This is a genomic window from Streptosporangium sandarakinum (assembly GCF_013409935.1).
Lineage (GTDB): Bacteria > Actinomycetota > Actinomycetes > Streptosporangiales > Streptosporangiaceae > Streptosporangium > Streptosporangium nondiastaticum.
Map to the genome: position 1 here is coordinate 521,797 of NZ_JACCCO010000002.1, position 22,752 is coordinate 544,548.

The window sequence follows — 22,752 nt, forward strand, 5'->3', positions numbered from 1 at the left end:
GTCAGGGGGAGCGGTCCCCCGCGATGGCGGCCAGGACCTCCAGCGACCACGGCAGCCGTCCCTCGCGCAGGTCGTCGAGCACCGTGCGCAGCCACGCCGCCTCGGCGGCGGTGACCGCCCGGAGGTACTCGGTCTCCAGCATGGTGATCCGTGGCAGGTCCGCCTCCCGTTCCAGGGCGGCCTCGTACCCCTCCAGCGTCGCGGCGAGCGCGTCCGCGCGCCGGCCGAGCGCGTCCAGCGCCTCCTGCGGCGTGAGCATGAGCAGCTGCGACAGGGCCGCGGGGAACTGCGGGAACTCCTGTTTGGGCACGGCGAGCATGTCGCACAGCCACTGTTTCGCGACCCGGCGCCCGGCGTCGGTGACCTCGTAGACGGTCCGCTCCGGGTACTGCTGGTCGCGCCCGGTCTCCCGGACGGCGATCAGTCCGGCGGCATGCAGCCGGTCGATGGCCCGGTAGAGGCCGGTGCGCTGGCCGACGTTGACGACCTGGTCCTTGCCCCACTGTCTGATCAGCCGCTGCATGCCGTACGGGTGCAGCGGCTTGTGGTGCAGCAGGGCCAGAACGGTGAGGGCCAGCGGGGAGGCGCGGTATGGAGCGTCCATGCACCGAATCATACTTACAAAGAAACTAGTTGACTAAACACTAGTTACAGTGAAACTATCCAGGCATCGGCACCTCACCCCCCAGGAGATGACATGTCCGCAGCGCGAACGGCACTGATCATCGGCGGCGGCATCGCCGGGCCCGTGACGGCTCTGGCCCTGCAAAAAGCAGGCATCGAGTCCACCGTCTTCGAGGCGCACCCCACGGCCGCCGACGGCGTCGGGGCCACGCTCACGGTCGCCCCCAACGGCATGCGGGCCCTGGCCGTCGTCGGCGCCGACAAGGCCGTGTGCGCCGTCGGCCAGCCGGTGCCCGGCACCGTCATGGCCGACGCCCAGGGCACCGTCCTCACCTCCACCCCCGGCCTGCCCGGCCTGCCGGACAGCCAGACCCTGTCCAGGTCCGCCCTCTACCGCGCCCTGCACGACCACGCCGTGGCCCAGGGCGTGAAGATCGAGCACGGCAAGCGGCTCGTCGAGGTCCGGGAGGGCCCGGCGGGGGTCACCGCGTGTTTCGCCGACGGCACCGAGGCCACCGCCGACATCCTGATCGGCGCGGACGGCATCCACTCCACGGTCCGCACCCTGATCGACCCCGCCGCGCCGGGCCCGGAGTACACCGGCCTGCTGGGCTTCGGCGGCTTCGTCGCGGACAGCGGGGTGCGTCCCGAGCCCGGCCACATGACCTTCTCGTTCGGCGGCCGGGCCTTCCTCGGCTACTGGGCCGTCCCCGACGGCCGGGTCTGCTGGTTCACCTCACTCCCCTCCGCCGAGCCGCTGACCGCCGCCCAGGTCAAGGAGCTCCCGGCGGCCGGGTGGCTGGCGCAGCTGAGGGAGCTGTTCGAGGGCCACCAGCCTGGCGAGGCCCTGCTCGCGCACACCGGCGCCGACGACCTCCTGTGCACCGGCGGCATGCTGATGATGCCCCCGGTGCCGCGCTGGTACCGCGGCCGGATGGTGCTGGTGGGCGACTCGGTCCACGCGCCCTCCTCCAGTTCGGGGCAGGGCGCGTCCCAGGCCGCCGAGAGCGCGGTCGAACTGGCCCGCTGCCTGCGCGACCTGCCCGATCCGGAGGCCGCCTTCGCCGCCTACGAGGCCCTGCGCCGTCCCCGGGTGGAGTCGATCGCCGCGGCGGCCGTGCAGACCAACGCGCGCAAGGCCGCCGGCGCGCAGGCGCCCGCCCAGCGGTTCTTCCCCACCGCCGAGCAGATGTTCGGCCCGGTGCACCGCCACAGCATCGACTGGGACCAGCCGGTGTCGGCGGCGTGAGGACCCGCGGGATCAGGCGTTCCGGTTCTCCGGGACGTCCCCGGCCGCCGGGGTGCCTCCGGTCTCCGGGACGTCCCCGGCCGTCGCGTCGTCCCGGCCCGTCGCCAGCCGGTGCCGTCCGGCGAACAGGAGGAGGGCGCCCGCGGCGGCGCCCGCCGCGCCGCACGCGGCGGCCCAGGGGGCGCTCGCGTGCTCCAGGACGAACCCGGCGGCGGCCGATCCCAGCGCCGTCCCACTGGTGATCAGCGTGACCAGCCAGGCGAACGCCTCGGTCACCGTCCCGCGCGGGGCGAGCTGCCCGATCAGGGCGAACGTGACCGTCAGCAGGGGCGCCAGGAACAGCCCGGTGACGATCATCAGGCAGGCCATGAGGGGCGGGGCGGGCAGCAGGCAGAGCAGGGCGTAGCCGCCGGCCAGCCCGGCGGCCAGCGGCGGCACCCGCCGCGCGGGACGCGCCGCCGGGCGCATCGTCCCGTACAGCAGGGCGCCGATCATGGCCCCGAGCGCGTTCAGCGCCAGGAGCGCGGGGGCGCCGCCGAAGACGCGGTGCTCCTCGGCGTAGGAGACCACCAGGACGTTGAGCGTGCCGATGGCGACGCCCGCGCCGGTGAGCCCGGCCAGCAGGAGGAGCAGGGCCCGGCTGCGCAGCGGCCCGAGCCAGTCGGTCGAGCGGAAGGGGGCCCGCCAGTCGCGGGAGGGCGGGGCGGTCACGACGAACAGCACGCCGGCGACGCCCAGGGCCGCCCCGGCCCACAGCGCGGCGACCGGCGAGGCCAGCGCCACGGCGCCGGCCACCACCAGCGGCCCGCCGATGAAGATCAGCTCCTGGGCGGCGGCGTCGAGGGCGTAGGCCGATCCCAGCAGCTCAGGGCCGACGAGGTTCGGCCACAGCACCCGCAGGCAGGGTTCGAGCGGCGGCGTCGCCGCGCCCGCGAGGACCGCCCCGGTCAGCACCGCGTACGGGTTCCCGGGTGCGACGGCGACGGCCGCGAACCCGGCGGCCGCCGCGAGCGCCGCCGGGAGGAGCACCCGCGTCTGGCCTACCCGGTCCACCATGCGCCCCAGGACGGGTCCGCCCACGGCCGCCGCGACGGCGAACGCCCCGGCCGCGACGCCGACGAAGGCGTAGCCGGCGCCGTTCTCCCGCAGCGCCAGGGGGATGGCCACGGCGGCCATCGCGCTGGGCAGGCGGCCGACGAGGCTGCCCAGCAGCAGCCGGACGACGTACGGGACGCGGAGCAGGCTGAGATATCCCATCCGAGCATTCTGGACTGATCCGCGGGTGTCCGGGAGGTGCCGACCGCGTCACCCGCCGCGGCGGGGCGGCCGTGCCCGAGAACGCGCGGACGGGCCACGCCCGGGACGGCGCGGACGGACCGTGCCGGCGAACGCGCGGGCCGGCCGTACCCGCGACCATGGTCCACCGAAATGTCCGATACGGTCGTACACCGCCGTCTGCCGGGACGAAACGGGAGGAACCAATACCGTGGTGCGCGAGGCGCGTGAGGCGCTGTCCGTCGCCGTCCTGGCGGTGATCCTGACCGGCTGCGGCCTCGTGCCGCCCTTCTCCGCCCGCCCGGCCGACACGCCCGCCGCGGCCTCCCCCTCCCGGCCGGGCACGACGCCCGCCCCCGCCACCACCCCGGCGCCGACGCCGGAGCCGTCGTCCGGGGCGCCCCGGCTCACCCCCGCCGCGGCGAAGCAGGCCGCGGCGTCCTGGGTGGCCGCGTACAACAAGATGATCAAGAAACGCCGATGGGCGGACGACCCGGACGCGATGAGCCGCCTCCTCGGCGAGGCCGCCCTACACGAGGCGGTCATCGACCGGGCGCACCTGGAGGAGGACAAGAAGCGGGTCCGCAAGCCGATCCGGCTGACCGGCCGCCAGACGTACTACGTGCCCCGGGAGCAGCCGCCCGGCGGGGAGTGGTTCATGCTCCAGGCGACCTACCGCGGGGAGGACCGCCCGCACATCCTGTCCTTCTGGCGGGAGGCCGGCACGCCGTCCTTCGTCCTGGCCGGGAAGAGCCCGCTCCACTACGGCGAGCGGGTCCCCGAGCCGCGCCGGGACTCCGGCGGCTACGTCACCGCCGCGCCGCGCACGATCGGCACGCTCCTCGCCCTGGAGTACCGGACCTTCTGGAACTCCCCCAAGCACACGAGCCCGGCGGGCGCCACCGGCTACCGGCTGGCCAAGGACAACTACAGCCGCCGCGCCTTCCCCCAGGTCTACAAGGGCCTCTACGCGGCCTACCGGTCCTTCACCCCCGCCTACGGCTTCGTCACCCGGGGCGGCGGGTCGTTCTACCTCTTCAGCCTGCTCAACAACCCGCAGGGGGTCACGCAGGTCCTCACCGTCGGCGCGTTCGTCCCCCGGGGCCGCAAGACGATCGACGAGATCGCCGGCGACTGGTACGCCTGACCACCGGGCCGGTCGGCGACGCGACGCGTCGCGTCGCCGACCGGTGACCGCGCCCACCGGATCCCGATGGGTCACCACGGCGGCCTGCCCACCTTCGGCACCGTGACTTGAAAACATATTTCCAATCTGTTTTCATAGTCGCAGAGAGGAGATCGCGACATGCGAGCCATCATCATCGGAGCGGGGATCGCCGGGCTGGCCGCCGCGCTGCGGCTGGAGCGGGCCGGCTGGGACGTCCTGGTGGCCGAGCGGGCGCCGGAGCGCCGCGGCGGCGGCTACGGCGTCACCTTCGGCGGGATCGGCCACGACGGCGCCGAGCGGATGGGGATCCTGCCCGCTCTGCGGCGGCGGGCCTTCGTCACCCGGGAGCTGATCTACCGCAGACCGGATGGAGAGCCCCGCTTCACGCTCAGCGGCCAGGTCATCACCGCCACCATGGGCGCCGGGTCCTTCAACATCCTGCGCGGCGACATCGAGGCGGTGCTGTACGAGGCGGTCGGGGAATCGGCCGCGATCCGCTTCGGCACCACGCTCACCGCGGTCGACCAGGACGACGAGGCGGTGCGCGTCACCCTCAGCGACGGCACCGTCGAGCACGCCGACCTGCTCATCGGCGCCGACGGGCTGCACTCCGCGACACGTGCCCTCGTCTTCGGGCCCGAGGAGGACTACCGCCTCGACATGGGGCACCGGGTCGCGGTCTACATGCTCGGGGAGCGGCCCGCCGGCCTGCCGGAGGGCACCACGGGCACCATCAGCGCGGGCGGCCGCACGTTCGCGATGATGAGCGTCGGCGACGGCCGTACGGCCGCCTTCTTCGGCTACCGCAGCGACCTCGGCCGTCCGCGGAGGTCGCCGGAGGAACTGCACGAGGTCTACGGCGACATGGGCTGGCTGGTCCCGCGGGCGCTGGAGGGCCTCAGGAGCGCCGATTCGGTCTACTTCGACACCATCAGCCAGATGGTGGTGGACCGGTGGAGCCACGGCCGGGTCGTGCTGCTCGGCGACGCCGCCTGGTGCGTCACGCTGTTCGCCGGCTACGGCTCCTCCCTCGCCGTCGGCGGCGCCGACCTGCTCGGCGCCGCCCTGGAACGCCACCCCGGCGACGTCGCGGCCGCGCTCGCGGAATGGGAGGCGCGGCTGCGGCCGGAGGCGGAGAAGAAGCAGAGGCTCGGCCGCCGGGTCAAGGGCGTCTACGCACCGCGCAACCGGGTCGCGCTGGAGCTCACCCAGCTCCCGCTGCGACTGTCGTCGTGGGGGCCGGTCCGGCGGATGGTCGAGCGCGGGTTCCAGCTGCGAGGATGAGGCCCTGCCCTTCTGAAAACATACGATCGGAATGTTCATATGGAAGGGACCCGCTCATGCCTCCAGCCTTCTCCGCCGAGGAGCGAGCCCGTATCACCGGGCTTCTCATGGCCAACGGCCGGCGCCTGTTCACCACCCAGGGCCTGCGCAAGACCTCGCTGGAGGACCTGGTCGCCGGCACCGGCATCGCCAAGAGCACCTTCTACGTCTTCTTCGACTCCAAGGAGGCGCTCTACCTGGAGCTGATGCTCACCCAGATGGCCGAGGTCAAGCGACGCGTCATCGACCAGGCGCTGCTGGGCGGGCCCGACGCCCGCGCGGGACTGCGCCGCTTCCTGCACGCCACCATCGAGGAACTGACCACCAACCCGCTGTACGGCAGGCTGATGACCCACCCCGAGGAGATGGAGGCCGTGACCAGGAGGCTGGACCCCGACCGGGTGGCGTCCGCGCCGGAGAACCCGGTCACCGCGCTGGCCGCCTTCCTCGCCCGGCACGGCGAGGACCTCGTCGACGCCGACCCCGCCGTGATCACCGGTGTCCTGCAGGCCGTCCTCCTGGTGCCCATGCACAGGGACCGGCTGGCCGACCCCGACCTGTACCCGAAGGTCCTCGACCTGCTGATCGACATCGTCGCCACCGGCCTGACCGAGAGATCGCCGCGGCCCCGCCCTTCGTGAAGGCGCGCCGTCCGCCTCCGCGGTGCGGGACCTCACCGTCTCCGCGGTGCGGATCTCGCCGCCTCCCGCCCCGCCGGCCCCTTCCGGCGGAGCGGGGCGCCGGGGATATCCGGTGGCCCGCCGCCGCGCGGGTGTGCCACCGTATGCGGATGCGACAGACCGTGGGCCCGCGCCGGGCCCTGCCCGAGGACGCCGAGCGGATCGCCGAGGTCTTCCTGGCCGCCCGCGCCGGGATGACCTACCTGCCGGACCTGCACACCGACGAGGAGACCCGGCACTGGATCGCCCACGTCATGGTCCCGGGCAACGAGGTCTGGGTGGACGGGCCGGACGGCGACGTCGCGGCCTTCGCCGCGCTCGGCGACGGGTGGCTGGACCACCTGTACGTCGCGCCGGACGCCCAGGGCCGGGGCATCGGCGCCGCGTTGCTCGCGCTGGCCAAGGAACGGCGGCCGGACGGGCTCGACCTGCACGTGTTCCAGGAGAACACCGGCGCCCGCCGCTTCTACGAGCGGCACGGCTTCACGCTGGTGGAGCTGGGCGACGGCGGCGGCAACGAGGAGAACCTCCCCGACGCCCACTACCGCTGGCGGCCCGCCGACCGGAACGCCTGACCCCTCACCCCCGACCCTTCACGCCCCCGGATCGCCGAGCCGGGAGCACGGCTCAGGCCGGTGGCCAGAGGGCCAGCGGCACGAGCATCTCGTCCTCGGTCAGTGCCCCGTGCTCGAAACGCGGGCCGCGCACCGGGAGGGGGAAGCGGGGCGAGGCCGCGACGGCCACCACCTCCCCGAGCCGCTCCCGGACGGCCGGGGTCAGCTCCAGCAGGCCCAGGCCGGGCAGTTCCCCGGCGGCCAGCACGAGCGCGTGCTCGCCGAGCGCGGCGGCGAGCCGTTCCGCCGCCTCGCCGGCCCGTCCCGGGCGCGGGTGGAGCCAGCGCACCCGTCCCGCGCCCCCGCCCGGCAGCGCGCACAGCTCCGGGGCGTCCACCTCGGCCCACGCGGCCTCCAGGGCCGGATCGGGGACGACGGGCACCTGTCCGTGGTCGGAGTGCGCGATCACGTGCCAGCCCCGCGCGGCCCAGGACAGCGCGTGACGCTCCAGCCCGGCGACGGCGCGCATGGCGCGGGGGTCGTAGCCGTGCCGGTGGAAGTGGTCGTCCAGGTTGACGTAGATCCACAGCAGCAGCCGCCGGCCGTCCGCGGCGTGCTCCGCGAACGCGGCCTCGGCGTCGCGGGCCACGGCCGCCACCAGGCTCTCCGGGTCGAGCGCCTGGGCCGTGAGTTCTCGCCGTCGCGCCGCCGGGACGCCGCCGGTGGCCCGGAACGCCGGGAACCGGGCGGCTCCCCGGAGCAGGGCCGCCGACCAGGGGCTCGTGAGCGTGTCGATCTCGCGCCCCACGGCGACGGCGACGGTCCCGGGAAGCGCGGCCGCGCGCTCGAACACGGTCGTCCGCGCCGCGATGAGATCACCGCCCGGCGGAGCGCCGTCGGAAAAGGCGCCGCCGGAAAGGGAGTCCTCGGGAGGGCCGCCGCCGGAAAAGGCGCCCCCGGAGAGGGAGTCCTCGGGAGGGCCGCCGCCCGGCGGAGCGCCGTCCGCCCGGTCCGGTACGGCTCGCGCGAGGGTCTCACCGGTGATCACGTTCACCAGGGAGCCGTCGGCGGGTGAGCGGCAGGCGGCTCCGATCGCCAGGTGCCCGGCGACGGGAAGGCCGGTGACCGAGGTCATCCAGGCGGTCGCCGAGGTGCTGGGGAACGTCGAGGTGAGGCGGGCGAGATCGGCCGCGGGCCAGGCCGCGCGGGCCGCCCGCCACGACAGGCCGTCCACCGCGAGGACGACGACGCCGCGCTCGGCCCGGTCCAGCGTCGCCAGGATCCGGTCCGGCACCGCGCGCAACGACTCCCGGGGGTGGGGTGTGACGCCGACCCCCGGGACGCCGGCGTGTCCGCCCGTCAGGTCCGCGTCATCCGGCAAGGCCGGACGGGTTTCTCGCGACGGACGTCCCGGGTATTCCGATCATCAGTAGTTCGGCACGCAGTCCGTGCACGTCGTGCGGAATTTCATCACCTGTACGGCCTGGCGCTCGGAGAGCATTGTCTCCACGAGTTCAGGCGTGAGCATAACCGGGGTTTCGGTCGTCGTTTGCTGCAGGATCTCGGGCATCACGCGGGACCTCCTGACGGGGATTTGACGATTTCCCCTGAGATTATGTGAATGAACGTAAAATGGGGTGACTTACCTGTCAACGGGGAAATCGCACAGTCCGCCGTTCATTTACCGACTGGCTCGCGCCGTGTGCCGGCACGTCCCGTCAACGGCCCCGGCCGCGTATCGGCGCGCCGCTCATCGGACCGGTGGAACCCCCCGGAAGCCCCGCCGGGCCCCGACGTCCCGGAAGCCGGCCCGTCCCGGCCCCCGCGCCCGGCGACGCCCGGGACGGGCCCTGTGCCCGGCGACGCCCGGGACGGCCCCGGGTCATCCGGTCTCCCCCGCGGCCACCGGGGACCCGCGGCGCGACAGCAGCACGTACGCCGCCACCGCCGCGAACGCCACCGCGCTGAAGGCGTAGATGAGCCGGAACTCCACGAACCGGATGATGAACGCCCCCACCGCCATCGACGCCACGAACGGCAGGTCGATCAGCGCGTCCATCGCGGTCAGCGCCCGGCCCTGCAACCCGGCCTCGGTGCGGCGCTGCACGAGCGTGGTGGTCGCGACCATGAACACCGGGATGGAGAAACCGACGAAGACGCCGCTCACGCAGACGCTCACCACGCTCGTCGGGATCACCAGCAGCAGGCCGAGCGCGCTGGAGGCGAAGCCGACGGCCGCCGTGCGCTGCTCGCCGTACCTCCGGATGAGGGTCCCGGTGATCAGGCCGCCGACGATGGCGCCGCCGCCCTCGAACGCGGCGATCACCCCGACGAACGCGGGCGGCCGGTCCAGGCCCTGGTCCACCGCGGCGAACATGGCGGAGTTGATGAGCCCCGCCGCGCCCAGCGCCAGGCCGAGCGCGACGACGCCCGCGCGCAGCTCCGCGTCGCGCAGGATGTGCCGGATGCCGGCGGTGAGGTCACGCGTCAGGCCGCCCGGCTCACGCTCGCGCTCGCCGGAGCGCGTCAGGTCGGGTGCGCGCCGCAGCGCCAGGAGCACCAGCACCGACACCAGGAAGGTGCCCGCGTCCAGCACCGCCACCGCGCTCAGGCCCATCGCGGTGAAGAGGGCGGCGCCCAGCAGCGGTCCGATGATCCGCAGCCCCTGGCTGAAGGAGCCGAACAGGCCGTTGGCGTCACCGAGCAGCTCGGAGGGGAGCATGGAGTGGACCAGCCCGCCCCTGGCCGCGTTGAACACCTGGTTGGAGACGCCGTAGCCGAAGGTCACGACGAAGACGATCCACAGGTCACCCGGGTGCCGTACCAGCAGCAGCGACAGCACCAGCACGGCGGCGACCAGGTCGTTGACGATCATCGTCGCGCGCCGCGGGAACCTGTCCACCAGCAGCCCGGTGAGCGGGGCGATGAAGGACGGCAGCGACAGCAGCACCAGGACGACGCCGGCCATCGAGTCCGACCCGGTCAGGTCCTTGACGAAGATGGCGAGGACGATCAGCAGGGCGCGGTCGCCGAACATGTTGACCGCCTGGCCGAAGAAGAGCAGGACGAACTGTCGGTCACGCAGGAGCCTGCGCATCGGCGCCCCTTTCGGCGGTGGTCGTCTCCTCTGCCCAGCCCGCCTCGACGAGGACGGACAGGAACCCGTCGGCGAAGTCCGTCCCGACGGGCAGTTCGGCGGCGTACTCGGCGTACCGGGCCAGCTCCGCGCGGTCCCGCGTGCCGTCGACGCCGTGTGCCAGCGCCAGCATCAGCGCGTAGGCGCGGGAGCGGTCCGCGGCCAGCCGCCCGTCGATCCAGTCCCGCCCGGCCGGGCTCGCGGCCTCGGCCAGCCCGCGCAGGTTGAAGGGCCCCTCCCAGGTACGGCGCAGCGGCGGCCCCACGGGCTCCGGTGTGCCCGGCTCGGCTCCCGACGCCCACGGCTCCGGCCTCACGCGACCCACCGGCACGGTTTCGGGCCTCGTGCGGCCAAGGCTCCCGGGCCCCGCCGGCGCGGGCTCCGACCGGGTGCCGGGCAGCAGTCCGGCGACGTGCGCGGACAGGCCCTCGACCCACCGGCGCGGCCCCGGGTCGCCCGGCCGGCCGCACAGCCGGTCCACCCCGTCGAGCGCGCCGAGCGCCACCGCCGTACGGTGCCGCAGCAGCCCGCGCGCCCGATCCGCCGCCAGGTCCGCCGGGGGCGCGCCGGGCCGGGGCAGGCACTCCAGCAGCCGCGCCGCGGCCCAGCGGGTCGCGATCCGCTCCAGCTCCCCCCGGTCCTCCTCACCGGCGGCGGCCAGCACCGCGGCGGTGGCGCAGGCGATCGTCGCGGTGCGCCGCAGCTCCTGGAAGTCCACCTTGTCGAGGGTGTCGGCGGAGCTGTGGTTGAACCGGTCCGGCCAGTGGCCGAGCGTGACCGTGGGGCAGCCGACCGACCGGTCCACCAGCAGGCTGTGGTCGGAGGCGCCGACGAACGGCGTGGCCCGCCAGGCCCAGGTGTCGCAGGCCACGGCGCCCGAGTAGGAGCGGCCGGCCTGCGGGAGCGCGCCGACCACGTACTCGGCCAGCGCGTTGACGAAGCCGGGCAGGTGGTCGGGGCTGCGCTCGACGATGAGCGGGCCGCCGCACAGCCGCTGGTCCTGACCCGCCATGTCCACGTTCACCGCGGCCACCGGCGGGGCGGGCGCGACGTCGTGCAGGTAGGCGGCCATGCCGGTGAACTCCGGCCCCCACACGAAGCGGACGGCCCGGCGGCCGCGCCGGACGCCCGCCAGGACGGCCGCCGCCCCGAGGAGGGCGGCGACCCCCGAGGCGTTGTCGTTGGCGCTGGGCCGGGGGTGGCACAGGTGCGCCGACAGCAGCACCTCCTCCGCCGCCGCGGGGTCGCCGGGCTCCCGGGGCTCCCCTGGCAGCAGCGCGGTGACCACGGGCATGGGCGCCGCGCCGTGCGTCCGTACCGTGACGCGCACGCGGTCGCGTCCCGCCAGGTCGGCGAGCTGCCCGGGGGTGAGGCTGAAGGCGAGGAGGGGACCGCCCGCGCGCAGCTCGATCCGGCCGGTCCTGCCGGGGCCGGAGACGCGGTCGGTCGCCAGGCCGAGCGCGCCGTACCGGGCGGCGAGGTCCAGCGCCGCGGGCAGCGGCAGGTCCGGGTCGTCGTGTACGGCGATGGCGCCGCGCAGCCGTTCCGGGTCGTCGTGCGCCGTGCCGGCCCCCCGCGCGGGCCCCGGCGCCCCGCGCGTGGATTCCAGCGGCACCCCGCGCGTGGTCCCCGGTCCCGCGCCGAGCCGGACGACGGGCGCCTCGACCCCGTCGGGACCGGTGGGCGCCGAGTACGCCGCGAGCGTGAACGGCCGGTCCGGGTAGGCGGCCACGCCGGCCAGCTCGGCGTGGACGGGCGTCCACGAGGAGGGGGCGCGGAAGGTCCACCAGTGCCGGCCGCCGTCGGCGGGGAACTCCAGCAGCCGCACGTCGGAGAGGCCCGCCCGCTCCGCGCGTTCGGCGACGTACGCGGCGGCCGCCATGATCCCGTCGGACGCCTGGTAGCGGTCGAACCGGCACAGCTCGGCGACGTCCCGCTCGGCCGCCCCGACGTCGAACCGGGCATGCGCCAGCCCGGTGGCCCCGCCGACGTCCCCCGCCGCGCCGGGCCCCGTCATCCGGCCCTCCCGCCGGCCACCGCCTCGCGCAGCGCCCGCCTGCGCGCGGCCGACAGCGGCACGCTGATCCTCGTCAGCGCGGGGCCGCCGGCGCGGTGGCGCAGCGGCCTGCCGAGAACACCCGGCGGGGCGTCGCCCTCGACCGTCACCCACGGCAGCGCGGGGTGCCCGGGGTCGGCCTCCCGGCCCAGGCCGCGCAGGGCCGCGACGAGCTCCGGCTTGGCCTCCGCGACGGCCGCGCGCAGCGGGCCGAGGACGTCGCCCTCCTCCAGCAGCCCCAGCGCGACCTCCAGCGACAGCGGTGACACGGCCAGCGGCGGGGCCACCGCGCGCAGGGCGTCCGCGGCGCCGGCGGAGGCGACGGCGAACCCGGCGCGCAGGCCGCCGCAGCAGTATCCCTTGGAAACGCTGCGCAGCACGACGAGGCCGCGGGCCCGCGCCGTGAGCGGCACCGCGCTCACCCCCGGGCCCGCGTAGGCCGCGCACGCCTCGTCGATCACCAGCAGGCCGCCGGCCCCGCTCACCGCCTCGGCCAGTTCCAGGACGCGGCCGGGCGGCAGCAGGTCACCGCGCACCCCGGGCCGCTCGACGAGCACCATCGAGGGCCGGAGCCGGGCCACCAGCTCCGGGGCCGCGACGTCCGCCGGGTCGAACACGTGGAGGGCCGCGCCCCGCCGCGCCGCCCACGCCGGCAGGTCGGGATGGGCGTACGGCGTGCACAGCAGCGCCCTGCCCGGCGCGGCGAGCGCGCTCAGCGCGTTGAGCAGCCCGGTCGTCCCGGCACCGGTCACGACCCGGTCGGCGGGCAGGTCCGCGCCGAAGTGCCGGCCGAGCACCGGCGCCGCGCGGGCGCCGCCGTACGGATCTTCCAGCGCGTAGCGCCGCGCGGTCTCGGCGAGCCCGCCCGGTTCCCCGGCCGCCCGCGCCCAGGCCCGGTCGACGGCCTCGCGCACGTACTCCACCTCGTCGGGCGCCCAGCGCAGGTCCACCTCCCCGGCGGACGGCTCCGAGCGCGCGTGGTCGAGCACCGCGGGCTCGGGGCGCGCGGGTGCCACGGCGACGAACTGGACGTACCGGGTGCCGGGCCGCACCGGGGAGCCGGCGGTGAAGTCCGCGTCGGCGCGCACGATGTCGAAGCCGGTCTCGCGGAGCAGGGCGGCCACCTCGTTCGGCTGGTAGAGCCGCACGTCGTCGCGGAGCACGGTGACCGTTTCGCGGCGGGTGACGCGCAGCTCGCCGCGGCTGCGCCCGCTCACCGGGTCGTAGGAGCGCAGGAAGTCGAAGATCTCCCCCTCGGCCTCGAACCGCGCGGTCGGCTCGTAACGGCTCAGGATGGCCGAGACGTTGGAGTGGTCCAGGATCAGCACGCCCCCGGCCACGAGGCGCTCGCGCACCCGGGCCAGCAGCGCGCGCTGCTCGGCGTCGGCGCCCCAGCCGAACGCCTGCACGCAGATCACCGCGTCCGCCTCGGGGAGGTCGGGGGCGGCCAGCAGGTCGGCGTGGCGGAGCCCGAGGCGGACGCCCGCCCGGCCGGCCGCCTCGGCGGCCCGGTCGAGCGCCCACGCGCAGACGTCGACGCCGACCACCTCGAAGCCGTGCCGGGCCAGGGGGACCGCGTGCCGTCCGACGCCGCAGCCCAGGTCGAGCACCCGCCGCCCCGGGGCGTGCTCACGGAGGGTCTCGGCCAGGTAGGCGACCTCGCCCGCCGTACGCTCGGCGGTGTACTCGTGGCGGGCGAAGCTCCAGTAGTCGGCGGTGAAGTAGTCGGCGTACCAGCCCGTCACGCGGACCGGCCCGTCACGCGGACTCCCGGCGCGTGAACCCCCGGTGTGAAGAAGTCCGTCACGCGAACTCCCGGCGCGCGAAGAAGTCGCACACGTCGCACAGGCCGGCCGGGTTGCCCGGAACGCCCTCCTGCATGACGTACACGCCCTCGCACACCCGGCACTTGTCCTCCACCAGCGGGAACATGTACCGCTGCATGTTCCCGAATGCCTCGAACAGGTAATAGTCGATGCCCGGCCACAGGTCGTAGAGGTGGTCGGCCATCGCGTAGGCCATCGACCTCTCCTGCGGCCCGGTGGTGAACCGGCCCGGCGTGCCCTGGCGGTTCAGCTCCGGCGCCACGAGCTCCAGGTAGAGGGTGAGCTCCTTCTTGGGGATCCGGTAGAGCGGGAAGATGTAGCGCATCCCGCCGATCTCCCGGACCGGGATGCCGCCCATCCGGTAGCCGCTCGTCATCCAGGTGACCATGCTGGCGACCAGGTCGTCGGCGTTGAACCCGAAGGCGACGGTGCCCGCGCCGATCCGCTGGGCGTGGTCCTCCAGCATGCGGCGGAGCACCTGGTGGCCGACGACCATGGTCAGGTGGCTCGTGTCGCCCGCGACCACGCTGTTCATCGCCTCGACGAACGGCCTGCGCAGCTTGAAGACCCGCTCGATGTCGGTGGCGTCCACGATGACCTGGTCGATGCCGAGCCCCTCGGCCGAGGCGCGGGCCGCGGCGAACGTGGCGGGCTCCTCCCAGTCGGGCAGCCCGGTGATGGTCACGGAGGTCATCGTGAAGGCGGGCAGCCGGTGCCGGGTGCGTTCCAGCAGTTTGAGGAAGGCCACGCTGTCCCGGCCGCCGGACAGCCCGATCACCACGGAGTCGCCCTGCCGCAGCACCTCGCCGCGCAGCACGCTCTGGACGAAGGTCTCCTCCACGTAGCGGACGAACCCCTCGGCGTCGAACTGCTCGACGCGCTGCTCCAGGCGGCCCAGGGTGTCGAACAGGACCGACTTGACGTAGACCGGGTCGGGCGTGCCGTAGACCGTGCGGGCGGGCCTGCGGGTGACGTCGAGGTCGTAGTGGCGCACCTGGCGGACCTCGATGAGGTCGTCCTCCCCGACGATCGTCGTCTGCTCGGGGACGATCTGCCCGTTGCGGGTCGTCAGGACGGCGTTGATCGGGATGCCGTGCGCGGCGAGGACCGCCGTCAACGGCTGGCCGGGGGCGGCCGCGAGATTTTCGGACCCACCGACTTTGTTGTGGAAGACGACGTGAACCACGGCTTTCTCCCTCGCTACGGAGAGCAGTATCCGCTTAGTATTGCGCCATATACGACATTGTCGTCAAGCGTCTTGTCTCCCCCGATCCGCGCCGGTTTCTGAGGCTAGGTGTGCCATGAGTGCGTCCTTAACCGTCGAGATCAGCACGTCCATAGAGACCGTTGACACCGCCGAATGGGATGAGGTTGTATCGAGGTCGGGAGCGCCGGTTTTCTACCGGTCCCGCTATTTGCGCGCCTACGAGCGGTTTCCCCTTATCGCGATCGAGGCGTTTTTCTATTTCGTCGTGCGCGCCGGCGGACGTGCCGTCACGGTGCTTCCGGTCACGCTGTTGCGCGGGCTCGACCCGCTCGGCCAGCTCCGCGTCCGCTACCCGCTGTCGGGAGACGAGACCGGCCTGCTCAGCCACGTGTGGCACTGCTACGACGCCTGGGTGCCCGGGGAGCCGAACCTGGGGGCGGTCACCGGGGCCATGCGGGAGCTGGCCGGCGAGCGGGGGGCGGCCTGGTACGGCTTCGTCAACGTGCCGCGCGGGTCGGCGCTGGGCGACGGCCTGGCCTCCCTGGGCTTCCCGGCCCGGCACATCGAGGACCGGTTCCGCGTCGACCTGCGCCCCTTCGGCGACGTGGCCGACTACGTCGCGAGCGCCAACCCCCGGGGGCGGGCCAACATGCGGCGCAACGGCCGCCGGGCCGGCGACGCCGGGGCGCGGGGCGTGTCCATCCCCCTGGAGGAGGCGGACCTCGCCGAGATCGGCGAGCTGTGCGAGCGCACCGCCGCCCGGCACGGCACCGGGTCCTTCTACCCGCAGGAGGTCTTCGCCGGGTTCCTCACCGAGCTCGGCGACGCCGCGCACGTCATCGAGGTCCGTGAGCGCGGACGGCTGGTCGGCGCGGCCGTCTGCCTGCGCGACGAGAGCCGCTTCCACGCCTGGGCCTGCGGGGTGGACTACGAGGTCGGCGGCAACTACAGCCCCTACCCGCTGCTCTACCCCCTCTCGGTCGGGCAGGCGCTGCGCGAGGGGCTGACGACCCTGGAGGGCGGCCGGGGCAACCACGTGTTCAAGCTCAGACACGGCCTGACCCCGCTCCCCCTCGACGCCTGCCTGCTCCCCGTCCGATGAGCCCGGCGCGCGTCTTCGAGGCGGTGCCCGGCCGCCCGCCGGAGTGGCCCGCCCTGGCGGCGGACGGGCCGATGTTCGCCACCGAACGATGGCTCGCGGCGATGCGCGGCCGGGTGCCCGGCGCCGCGTACACCTTCGTGCTGCGCGAGACGGGCGCGGCCGTGCTCGCCCTCTACGGCACGGTGGTGACCGGCGTGGACCGCCCCGGCCGCGGTGAGGTCTTCGACCTGCCGTACGTCCTGGTCGGCGACCCGGCCGAGCTGCCGCTCAGCGCCGCCGCGCGGGCGGCGCGGGCCGCGGGTCCCCCTCCGCGCACGCCCCCTCGGGAGGACTGGTTCCCGCACCTGGTGGTGATGCTGCCGGGCTACGAGTGCCATCCGCTCGGGCCGCTGGCCCGCGACCGCGAGGCTCTGGACGCCCTGGTCGGGGCGATCACGGACTGGGCCCGGGAACGCGGGCTGCGCGCCGTCGCCTTCCTCTACCCCCCGCCCGGCACCGCGCCGCTCGGGCGGGTCCTGGCCGCCCGGGGGTTCACCGGGGTCCCCCTGGCGTACTCCTGCGAGCTGCGGCTGCCCGGCGGCGGGTTCGAGGACTACCTGGCGGCCCTGCCCCGCAAGCGGCGCGGCGAGGCCCGCCGCGAGCTGCGCCTGCTCCACGAGGCGGGGGTGGAGGTGCGCGCGGAACGGGTGTCGGAGCCCGGCGCGGACGTCGTGGAGCTCAAGTGCGGCCACTCGGCGAAGTACAACGGCCGCCCGCCGGACCGGGCGAAGACGGCCGGGCGGCTCCGGGACCTGTGCGCGGGCGGGGCGCTGCTGCTGCGCGCCGAGCGAGCCGGGGACCTGCTCGGCTACGGCCTGTTCGTCGAGCACGCGGGCGTCTGGTACTGCGTGAGCACCGGTATGGACTACTCCTCCGCCGCAGCCCGGCACACCTACTTCGCGACGGTCTTCTACGAGCCCGCGCGGCTCGCCTACCCGGCGGGTGTACGGCGTCTGCACTACGGCCAGGGGAGCTGGCGGGCGAAGACGGCGCGGGGGTGCGAGGCGGTGGAGCTGCCGGGGTGGGTGCTGCCGCTGGATCCGGCGCTGGAGCCCGCCGTGACGTGGAGCGCCCGCACGACGGCCCTGTCCCCGTGAGTCCCCGCGAGTCCCTGTGAGTCCCTGTGAGTCCTCGGGTCTCCCGGGCGTACGGCGGGCCGGCCGTACGGGGTGGGAGTCAGTCCCGCCGCAGCGGGGGGAAGATCATGGAGGTCTGCAGCACCACGTTCTCCCACCGGTCGAGGGTGAGGCCGTACACCGCCATCCGCGCCGCCGCCCGTTTGAGGTCGATCTTCGGGTGGTCCGGCAGGAACTCGCAGGAGAGCAGCTCGGCCAGCGGGTGCGCGGTCCCGCCCGGCAGCAGCGCGGCCAGCTCGGCCCCCGCCCCCTGGCGGGTCAGCCCGGCCAGGCCGGGCGCCAGCTTGCGTCCCTCGGGGGTCAGCTCGTTCCAGACCGCGGCGACCAGCTTGGCGCGCAGCCCGGTGAGCACGTCGTCGTACTCCCTGGTCTCCCTGGGGATGCCCGCCTCCAGCAGCGCCACCAGGTCGCGCAGCTCCGCGGGGCCGCCGTCGAGCGGCCTGCCGAGTCCGGGGCCGAAGAACACCTCGGCCTCGTGCCGGGAGTCCTCGGGGCTGTCGGAGCTGTGCACGATGTCGAGCATGACGTTGATGCCGCGCAGGTCGCGGCGGATGGTGCCGGGCGCGGCCTCGGCGGGGTCGCTCGCGCCCTTGAGCGCGCGCAGCCGGGTGTGGCTCGTGCCGGGCGCGGCGTCCGCGCGCCTGTCCTCTACCAGCAGGGCGAGGGTGGGTCCGAGGTCGAACACCAGGTCGACCTGCCGGTAGAAGTAGGCCTTCCAGACGGAAGTGATGTTGCGTTCCTGAAAGGCGTCCTGGTTGGGGGGCCGGTGCCACAGAACGTCGTACCGGACCGGCGAGAATCCGTTCTCCTCCAGAATGTCGAGGACGGGTCCGCACAGGTGACGTTCGAGCGCGTCGGGCGGTAGGAGGAACAGGACGGTCCTGTGCCACTCGATCGCGGTCACCGATCACTCCCCGTTCGTTCGCCTCGGTTCTCCGGCCGGTCATGGTTCCCGGCCGGTTTCGGCTCGCGGCCGGCATCGGTTCTCCCCGATCCCAGCCGCCGGCTGACGCCGGTCCTCGCCGGCCTCAGCCCCTGATCCGGTTTCGTTCTCCGGCCCGGGTCAGCCCTTGGCCTGCTTCACGATGCGCGGCCTGCGGGCCGTCACGCGGTTACGGTCCATCGGTCACCCCTTCCTGGGTTTCGCCGTCCTGGGGCGGCGGAGCAACTGGTGCCTGCGGTCCATCGGTCACCCCTTCTTGGGTTTCGCCGTCCTGGGGCGGCGGAGCAGATGGTGTCTGCGGTCCATGGTCACCTCTTCCTCGGCTTGGAGGTCCTGGGCCGGCGGAGCAGATTGCACCCGCGGTCCATGGTCAGCTCTTCCTCGACGCGACGGCCCTGGGCCGGCGGAGCAGTTTGCGCCTGCGGTCCATGGTCACTTCCCCTTCGGTTTGACGGTCTTGGGACGGCGAAGGAGTTTCGCTTTCCGGTCCATACCGATCCTCCCTTTCGGCCATGGATCACCGCCTAACAGGACAGGAAATGTCCCGCCGGGCCGATCCCTAATAAATGAGTTTTTAGGGATAAATCAGCATTAGTCAATACCGGCGATGGCGATGACGAGGGGGTCCATCGCCGCCCGCAGTGCGGCGAGCACGTCGTCCGAGGTCACCGCGCGGATCGCGGCGACCTGCGCGTCGAGCGTCCAGTGCGGGTCACCGCCGAGCAGCCCGTACCGCCCGTACAGCAGCGCCTCCTCCAGCGACTCCTCGGCCTCCAGCCGGAACAGGCCGGCCGTACGGCGGGCCGCCAGCGCCACCTCCTCCCCGGTCCAGCCGAGCCCGGCGCGCTCCTCCAGCAGCGCCACGGCCGTCTCCACCACCTCGCCGACGTTCTCGGGGGCCGTGGAGACGAATGCCCGCCACACCCCCGCGTCGCGGTAGGCGTTGGCGAACCCCCACATCTCGTACGACAGGCCGCGCCGGTTCCTGATCTCCTCGGTGAGCAGCGCCGAACTGGCGTCCGCGACCAGGTCCATGAGGACCTGCCAGGCGGGCAGCAGCCGGTCACCGTACGGCACCGCGGGCCCGCCGAGGACCACCCCCGCCGAGTCGCTGTTGAGCGCGAGCGTCCGCCGCCCGCCGCCGCCGAAGCGCGGCCGTTCCGGCACGGGGAGCGGGCCCGCGGGCGGCAGCGCGCCGAGCGGCCCGGTCTCCAGCGCCCGAAGCAGCGCCTCGGGGTCGGCTCCCCCGCAGATCACCGCGGCCACCGTCCCGGCGCGCGCCCACCGGGCGTGGTGGGCGCGCAGCGCCTCCAGCCCCAGCCGGCCGACGCTCCCGGCTGTCCCGCCGACGGGGCGGCCCAGGGCGCCGCCGGGGAAGGCCGCGTCGAAGAACAGGTCGTGGACCACGTCGGCGGGGTCGGACGCGGCCAGGCGCAGCTCCTCCTGGACCACCCTGCGCTCGGCCTCCAGCACCTCGGCGGTGATGACCGGCTCGGCCAGCGCGCGCGACAGCACGTCCAGCGCGGCGAGCGTCTCGGAGGTGGGCACGCGGGCGTACAGCACGAGGTGGTCCCGGCTGGTGACCGCGTTGGCCTCGCCGCCGAGCGCCTCCAGCAGGTCCACCGGGCGGCCCCCTCCGGGCAGCGGGGCCTGCATCAGGATGTGCTCCAGCAGGTGGGTGCCGCCCGACAGGTCCTCGTCCTCGTATCTGGATCCGGTCAGCGTCCACAGCGTGACGGTCGTCACGCCGGCCCCGGGCCGGTGCAGGATCCAGGCGGGCACTCCGCCCGCGAGTTCGGCGCGGATCGGCTCCGTCATCCCCGGTCCTCCTCGCGCATGCCGCCCGTCGCCTTCTCCCCCTGCGGCTCCTCGCGCATGCCGCCTGCGACCTTCGCCCCCGCCAGCAGTTCCTCGTCTATCTCGTCGCCGTGGACCAGGACGAACCCGCCCACCGGTGTGTGCGCCCACAGCGCCCCGCCGCGCTCGATCAGCGTGAGCCCCTCCGCCCGGTGGTCGTCGCCCTCGACGGGCAGCGCGAAGAGCGGCAGCCCCGCGTCGAGCGCGACGCGCGGGCTCATCCTGCGCGACACGGCGTCCCAGGCCCGCCTGCCGAGCATGCCCGCGGAGCCGTTCACCATGCCGTTCTGCAGCGCGGTCACCGCCAGGCCGAACGGCCGCCGCAGCCCGCTCGCCGCGGTCGCCCGCCGCCACATGCGGCTGGCCCGGACCAGGGCCCGCTCGTCCCCCGGCAGGCGGGGGACGGTGAACGGGCTCTCCTCCAGCAGGGCCGCCAGCTCCGCGTACTCGGGCCACAGCGCCAGCTCGTGGACCGCGAGCGCGCAGGACGCGAGCAGCCGCCGCGGGGCCCCGGTCAGCAGCACGGCGGCGTCGACGAGGTCGCGGGCCCGGTACGGCTGCTCGAACCGCTCGAAGAGCAGCGCGACCAGGTTCTTGACCACGGGGTCGGCGCACAGGGCGGGCAGCGCCGTACGGACCGGCACCCCGATCCGGTCGCCGACCAGCGGCGTGGTGCTCAGCTCGATGCCGTACGGCAGCGCGTACGGATCCTCCGGGAGCCTGCGGAGGCTGAGCAGGAACTGCAGGTCCCCGCCGGCCAGCATGAAGGTCGCCGTGTGCATCGACCAGCCGTCCGCGAGCAGCAGGCCCGCGGCCTCCCAGAGCCGGTCCCGCCGAGGGAACCAGTAGTCCAGGTCGTTCATGTAGCGCACCAGCGCGTCCGGGTAGCGGTCGGCGACCTCCAGGCCCTTGAGCGGCACCGCCTCCGGCCACGCCCGGCCGAGACCCGCCTGCAGCCCGCGGTAGAAGTCCGTCCGGGCCCGCTGCTGCCGCAGCTCGTGCGAGAGGGCGGGCCCGAGGTCGCGCCCCTCCCGTTCCCAGGCGCTCAGCAGCGTCGCCACCAGGGACGGCTGCTCGCGGCGGGCGACGTGGAGGATCTCGCCGGGCGTCTCCTCCTGCTGCCCCGTGACCAGGGTCAGCACTTCCTCCAGGTCACCGGACGTCAGCTCGATCACCGCGTTCCGCCTTCCACGCGCGCCGGCCGGGATAGTGGATCTTCTGCCGACTGTGACAGATGGGATTACCCCCGACAAGAGGCGACCGGCCGTTCATGACGTTCACCGCGTTCATGGGGTTCATGGCGGAGCGCGCCCGGGGTCTCCCGGGACCGAAGCGCCGACAGATCGGGGATTGACGAAATTTAGTTACATGCTTTTCATGTGAAAAGTCAGGAAATTTCGTGCTACTGCGCCGCCTGATCGGGCCCCCGACGCCCCGACGTCACCCCCACCTGATCGGGCCCCTCGGCACCCACCTCACCCCCCACCCCCACCTCCCTTCCCCCCAGGAGGACGCGCATGACGCGCAGCCAGCCCACCGACCCGCCCATCGACCTCCTCGCGGCCGTACAGGGAGAGGTCTCCTGGTTCTGCTGCGGCACGGCCTGGGGGCCGTGCAGCAGCACCGGCAAAGGCGCCTGCGGCACCTGCAACTCGGGAAGCCTGCAACACGCCTGGCCCAACACCTCCGACGCCTGCTGGTCGATCACCCGGCCGGACAGCTGCGGGGTGTCGCTGAGCCGGAGGACCTGCGGCTTCCAGCACCGGATCACCTCGCTGTGCGGCGGCGGCAGCGTCGTCACCTCCATCGCCGACTGCGGCCCGCAGACGGACCTGTTCTGCGGCGAGCGGAGCTGCTGCGGCTCGACCTGCGCGAGCAACCGCCTGATCGACCTGACCCCGGCCGCCTACAGCCGGATCGCCAGCCTGTCCACCGGCCTGCGGCCGTGCGAGATCTCGACCCCCTAGGAGGCCGACGATGACCAGCAGAAGGCAACTGCTCAAGTCCGCCCTCCTCGGGGGCGGGGCCGGTGTCGTCGCCGCGACCGCGCTGGGATCGCTCGGGCCGGAGGCGGCCTTCGGCGCCGCCGCCCCCGACGTCGCGCCAGGCGCGCCCGACCCCGACTTCGCCGAGGGCCGCATCCGTTCCGTCAAGGAGAACACCCTCCTCGTCCTGGGGTCGAACATGGTGTTCCACCGCATCAGGATCGTGGACGGAACGAGCCTGTGGAAGCTGGGCCCCACCACCTTCGACCAGGCGAAACCCGGTGACGGCCTCTACGCCCGCGGGGTCCGCATGCCGGACGGCGTGCTGGCGGCCGAGGCGGTGTGGCTCAACATCGTCAACATCAAGGGACACGTCCGGAACATCACCGCCGAGCGGATCCACCTCGACCACAAGGGTCAGCAGGTCCTCTGCCATCGCGTGCCGGGCAAATCCGTCGCCATCTACTCCGACGCGCCGCCCTCCGGTGACCTGTCGCTGCTGCGCGTGGGCCAGCACGTGCAGGTCATGGGCGCCTGGCGGCCCGACACCAACGAGGTCGACATCGCCACCGTCTTCTCCGCCCACTAGGAG

The 22,752-nt window shown here is 74.1% G+C and carries 20 protein-coding genes; 9 read left to right on the plus strand and 11 right to left on the minus strand.

Annotation, left to right across the window (positions count from 1 at the left end; all coding sequences use genetic code 11):
• Position 1 precedes the first annotated feature (1 nt).
• Positions 2-604: a PadR family transcriptional regulator gene (locus tag HDA43_RS21035; protein WP_179824323.1), complete on the minus strand. Its 603-nt coding sequence runs from the start codon at positions 602-604 to the stop codon at positions 2-4.
• Positions 605-697: 93 nt separating this feature from the next.
• Here HDA43_RS21035 and HDA43_RS21040 point away from each other — a divergent pair, with 93 nt between their 5' ends.
• Entirely contained in the window at positions 698-1,873 is a 1,176-nt protein-coding gene (locus tag HDA43_RS21040; protein WP_179824325.1) for an FAD-dependent monooxygenase, read from the plus strand.
• Positions 1,874-1,885: 12 nt separating this feature from the next.
• Here HDA43_RS21040 and HDA43_RS21045 read toward each other — a convergent pair whose 3' ends face one another.
• The gene (locus HDA43_RS21045) at positions 1,886-3,130 is read right to left on the minus strand and encodes an MFS transporter (RefSeq protein WP_179824327.1); all 1,245 of its coding nucleotides are present in this window, start codon (positions 3,128-3,130) and stop codon (positions 1,886-1,888) included.
• 229 nt (positions 3,131-3,359) lie between these two features.
• On the opposite strand from HDA43_RS21045, the gene HDA43_RS21050 reads away from it, so the two are divergent.
• The 4 genes from HDA43_RS21050 (at position 3,360) to HDA43_RS21065 (ending at position 6,894) form a co-directional block, all read left to right on the plus strand.
• Complete coding sequence (locus HDA43_RS21050; RefSeq protein WP_179824329.1) at positions 3,360-4,295, plus strand: DUF8094 domain-containing protein; 936 nt, start codon at positions 3,360-3,362, stop codon at positions 4,293-4,295.
• Positions 4,296-4,454: 159 nt separating this feature from the next.
• Complete coding sequence (locus HDA43_RS21055; RefSeq protein ID WP_179824331.1) at positions 4,455-5,600, plus strand: FAD-dependent oxidoreductase; 1,146 nt, start codon at positions 4,455-4,457, stop codon at positions 5,598-5,600.
• A gap of 56 nt (positions 5,601-5,656) precedes the next feature.
• Positions 5,657-6,280: a TetR/AcrR family transcriptional regulator gene (locus HDA43_RS21060; RefSeq protein ID WP_179824333.1), complete on the plus strand. Its 624-nt coding sequence runs from the start codon at positions 5,657-5,659 to the stop codon at positions 6,278-6,280.
• A 149-nt stretch (positions 6,281-6,429) separates the two neighbouring features.
• Entirely contained in the window at positions 6,430-6,894 is a 465-nt protein-coding gene (locus HDA43_RS21065; RefSeq protein ID WP_246424473.1) for a GNAT family N-acetyltransferase, read from the plus strand.
• Between the two features lie 52 nt (positions 6,895-6,946).
• On the opposite strand, the gene HDA43_RS21070 is transcribed toward HDA43_RS21065, so the two are convergent.
• The 6 genes from HDA43_RS21070 to HDA43_RS21095 form a co-directional block, all read right to left on the minus strand.
• The gene (locus HDA43_RS21070; RefSeq protein WP_179824343.1) at positions 6,947-8,254 is read right to left on the minus strand and encodes an alkaline phosphatase family protein; all 1,308 of its coding nucleotides are present in this window, start codon (positions 8,252-8,254) and stop codon (positions 6,947-6,949) included.
• A gap of 45 nt (positions 8,255-8,299) precedes the next feature.
• Complete coding sequence (locus HDA43_RS21075) at positions 8,300-8,443, minus strand: hypothetical protein (protein ID WP_179824346.1); 144 nt, start codon at positions 8,441-8,443, stop codon at positions 8,300-8,302.
• Between the two features lie 312 nt (positions 8,444-8,755).
• Entirely contained in the window at positions 8,756-9,970 is a 1,215-nt protein-coding gene (locus HDA43_RS21080) for an MFS transporter (protein ID WP_179824347.1), read from the minus strand.
• Entirely contained in the window at positions 9,951-12,026 is a 2,076-nt protein-coding gene (locus HDA43_RS21085) for a DUF4910 domain-containing protein (RefSeq protein ID WP_179824349.1), read from the minus strand. Before HDA43_RS21085 ends, HDA43_RS21080 begins: the two co-directional genes overlap by 20 nt.
• Positions 12,023-13,810 (minus strand): aminotransferase class I/II-fold pyridoxal phosphate-dependent enzyme, encoded by a 1,788-nt coding sequence (locus tag HDA43_RS36465; RefSeq protein ID WP_179824351.1) that lies wholly within the window; start codon positions 13,808-13,810, stop codon positions 12,023-12,025. The genes HDA43_RS21085 and HDA43_RS36465 overlap by 4 nt, the downstream gene beginning before the upstream one ends.
• A 58-nt stretch (positions 13,811-13,868) precedes the next feature.
• Complete coding sequence (locus HDA43_RS21095) at positions 13,869-15,077, minus strand: tRNA lysidine(34) synthetase (RefSeq protein WP_179824353.1); 1,209 nt, start codon at positions 15,075-15,077, stop codon at positions 13,869-13,871.
• Between the two features lie 286 nt (positions 15,078-15,363).
• Between HDA43_RS21095 and HDA43_RS21100 the strand changes: the two genes are divergently transcribed.
• Positions 15,364-16,200 carry a GNAT family N-acetyltransferase gene (locus tag HDA43_RS21100; protein ID WP_179824354.1) on the plus strand — a complete coding sequence of 279 codons (837 nt, stop codon included), beginning with the start codon at positions 15,364-15,366 and terminating at the stop codon, positions 16,198-16,200.
• The gene (locus tag HDA43_RS21105) at positions 16,197-17,336 is read left to right on the plus strand and encodes a GNAT family N-acetyltransferase (protein ID WP_179824355.1); all 1,140 of its coding nucleotides are present in this window, start codon (positions 16,197-16,199) and stop codon (positions 17,334-17,336) included. The genes HDA43_RS21100 and HDA43_RS21105 overlap by 4 nt, the downstream gene beginning before the upstream one ends.
• Positions 17,337-17,415: 79 nt before the next feature.
• Here HDA43_RS21105 and HDA43_RS21110 read toward each other — a convergent pair whose 3' ends face one another.
• From HDA43_RS21110 to HDA43_RS21120, 3 genes are all read right to left on the minus strand, one after another.
• Positions 17,416-18,279: a nucleoside-diphosphate kinase gene (locus tag HDA43_RS21110; RefSeq protein ID WP_179824356.1), complete on the minus strand. Its 864-nt coding sequence runs from the start codon at positions 18,277-18,279 to the stop codon at positions 17,416-17,418.
• 630 nt (positions 18,280-18,909) lie between these two features.
• A complete protein-coding gene (locus HDA43_RS21115) occupies positions 18,910-20,136 on the minus strand; it encodes a M16 family metallopeptidase (RefSeq protein ID WP_179824357.1) in 1,227 nt (408 codons plus the stop codon).
• Positions 20,133-21,350 (minus strand): nucleotidyltransferase family protein, encoded by a 1,218-nt coding sequence (locus HDA43_RS21120; RefSeq protein ID WP_179824358.1) that lies wholly within the window; start codon positions 21,348-21,350, stop codon positions 20,133-20,135. Before HDA43_RS21120 ends, HDA43_RS21115 begins: the two co-directional genes overlap by 4 nt.
• Before the next feature lie 342 nt (positions 21,351-21,692).
• Here HDA43_RS21120 and HDA43_RS21125 point away from each other — a divergent pair, with 342 nt between their 5' ends.
• On the plus strand, positions 21,693-22,142 hold the full coding sequence (locus tag HDA43_RS21125) for an RlpA-like double-psi beta-barrel domain-containing protein (RefSeq protein WP_179824359.1): 450 nt from the start codon (positions 21,693-21,695) through the stop codon (positions 22,140-22,142).
• Positions 22,143-22,152: 10 nt separating this feature from the next.
• Complete coding sequence (locus HDA43_RS21130; protein ID WP_179824361.1) at positions 22,153-22,749, plus strand: cell wall protein; 597 nt, start codon at positions 22,153-22,155, stop codon at positions 22,747-22,749.
• The last annotated feature ends 3 nt before the right edge of the window (positions 22,750-22,752 follow it).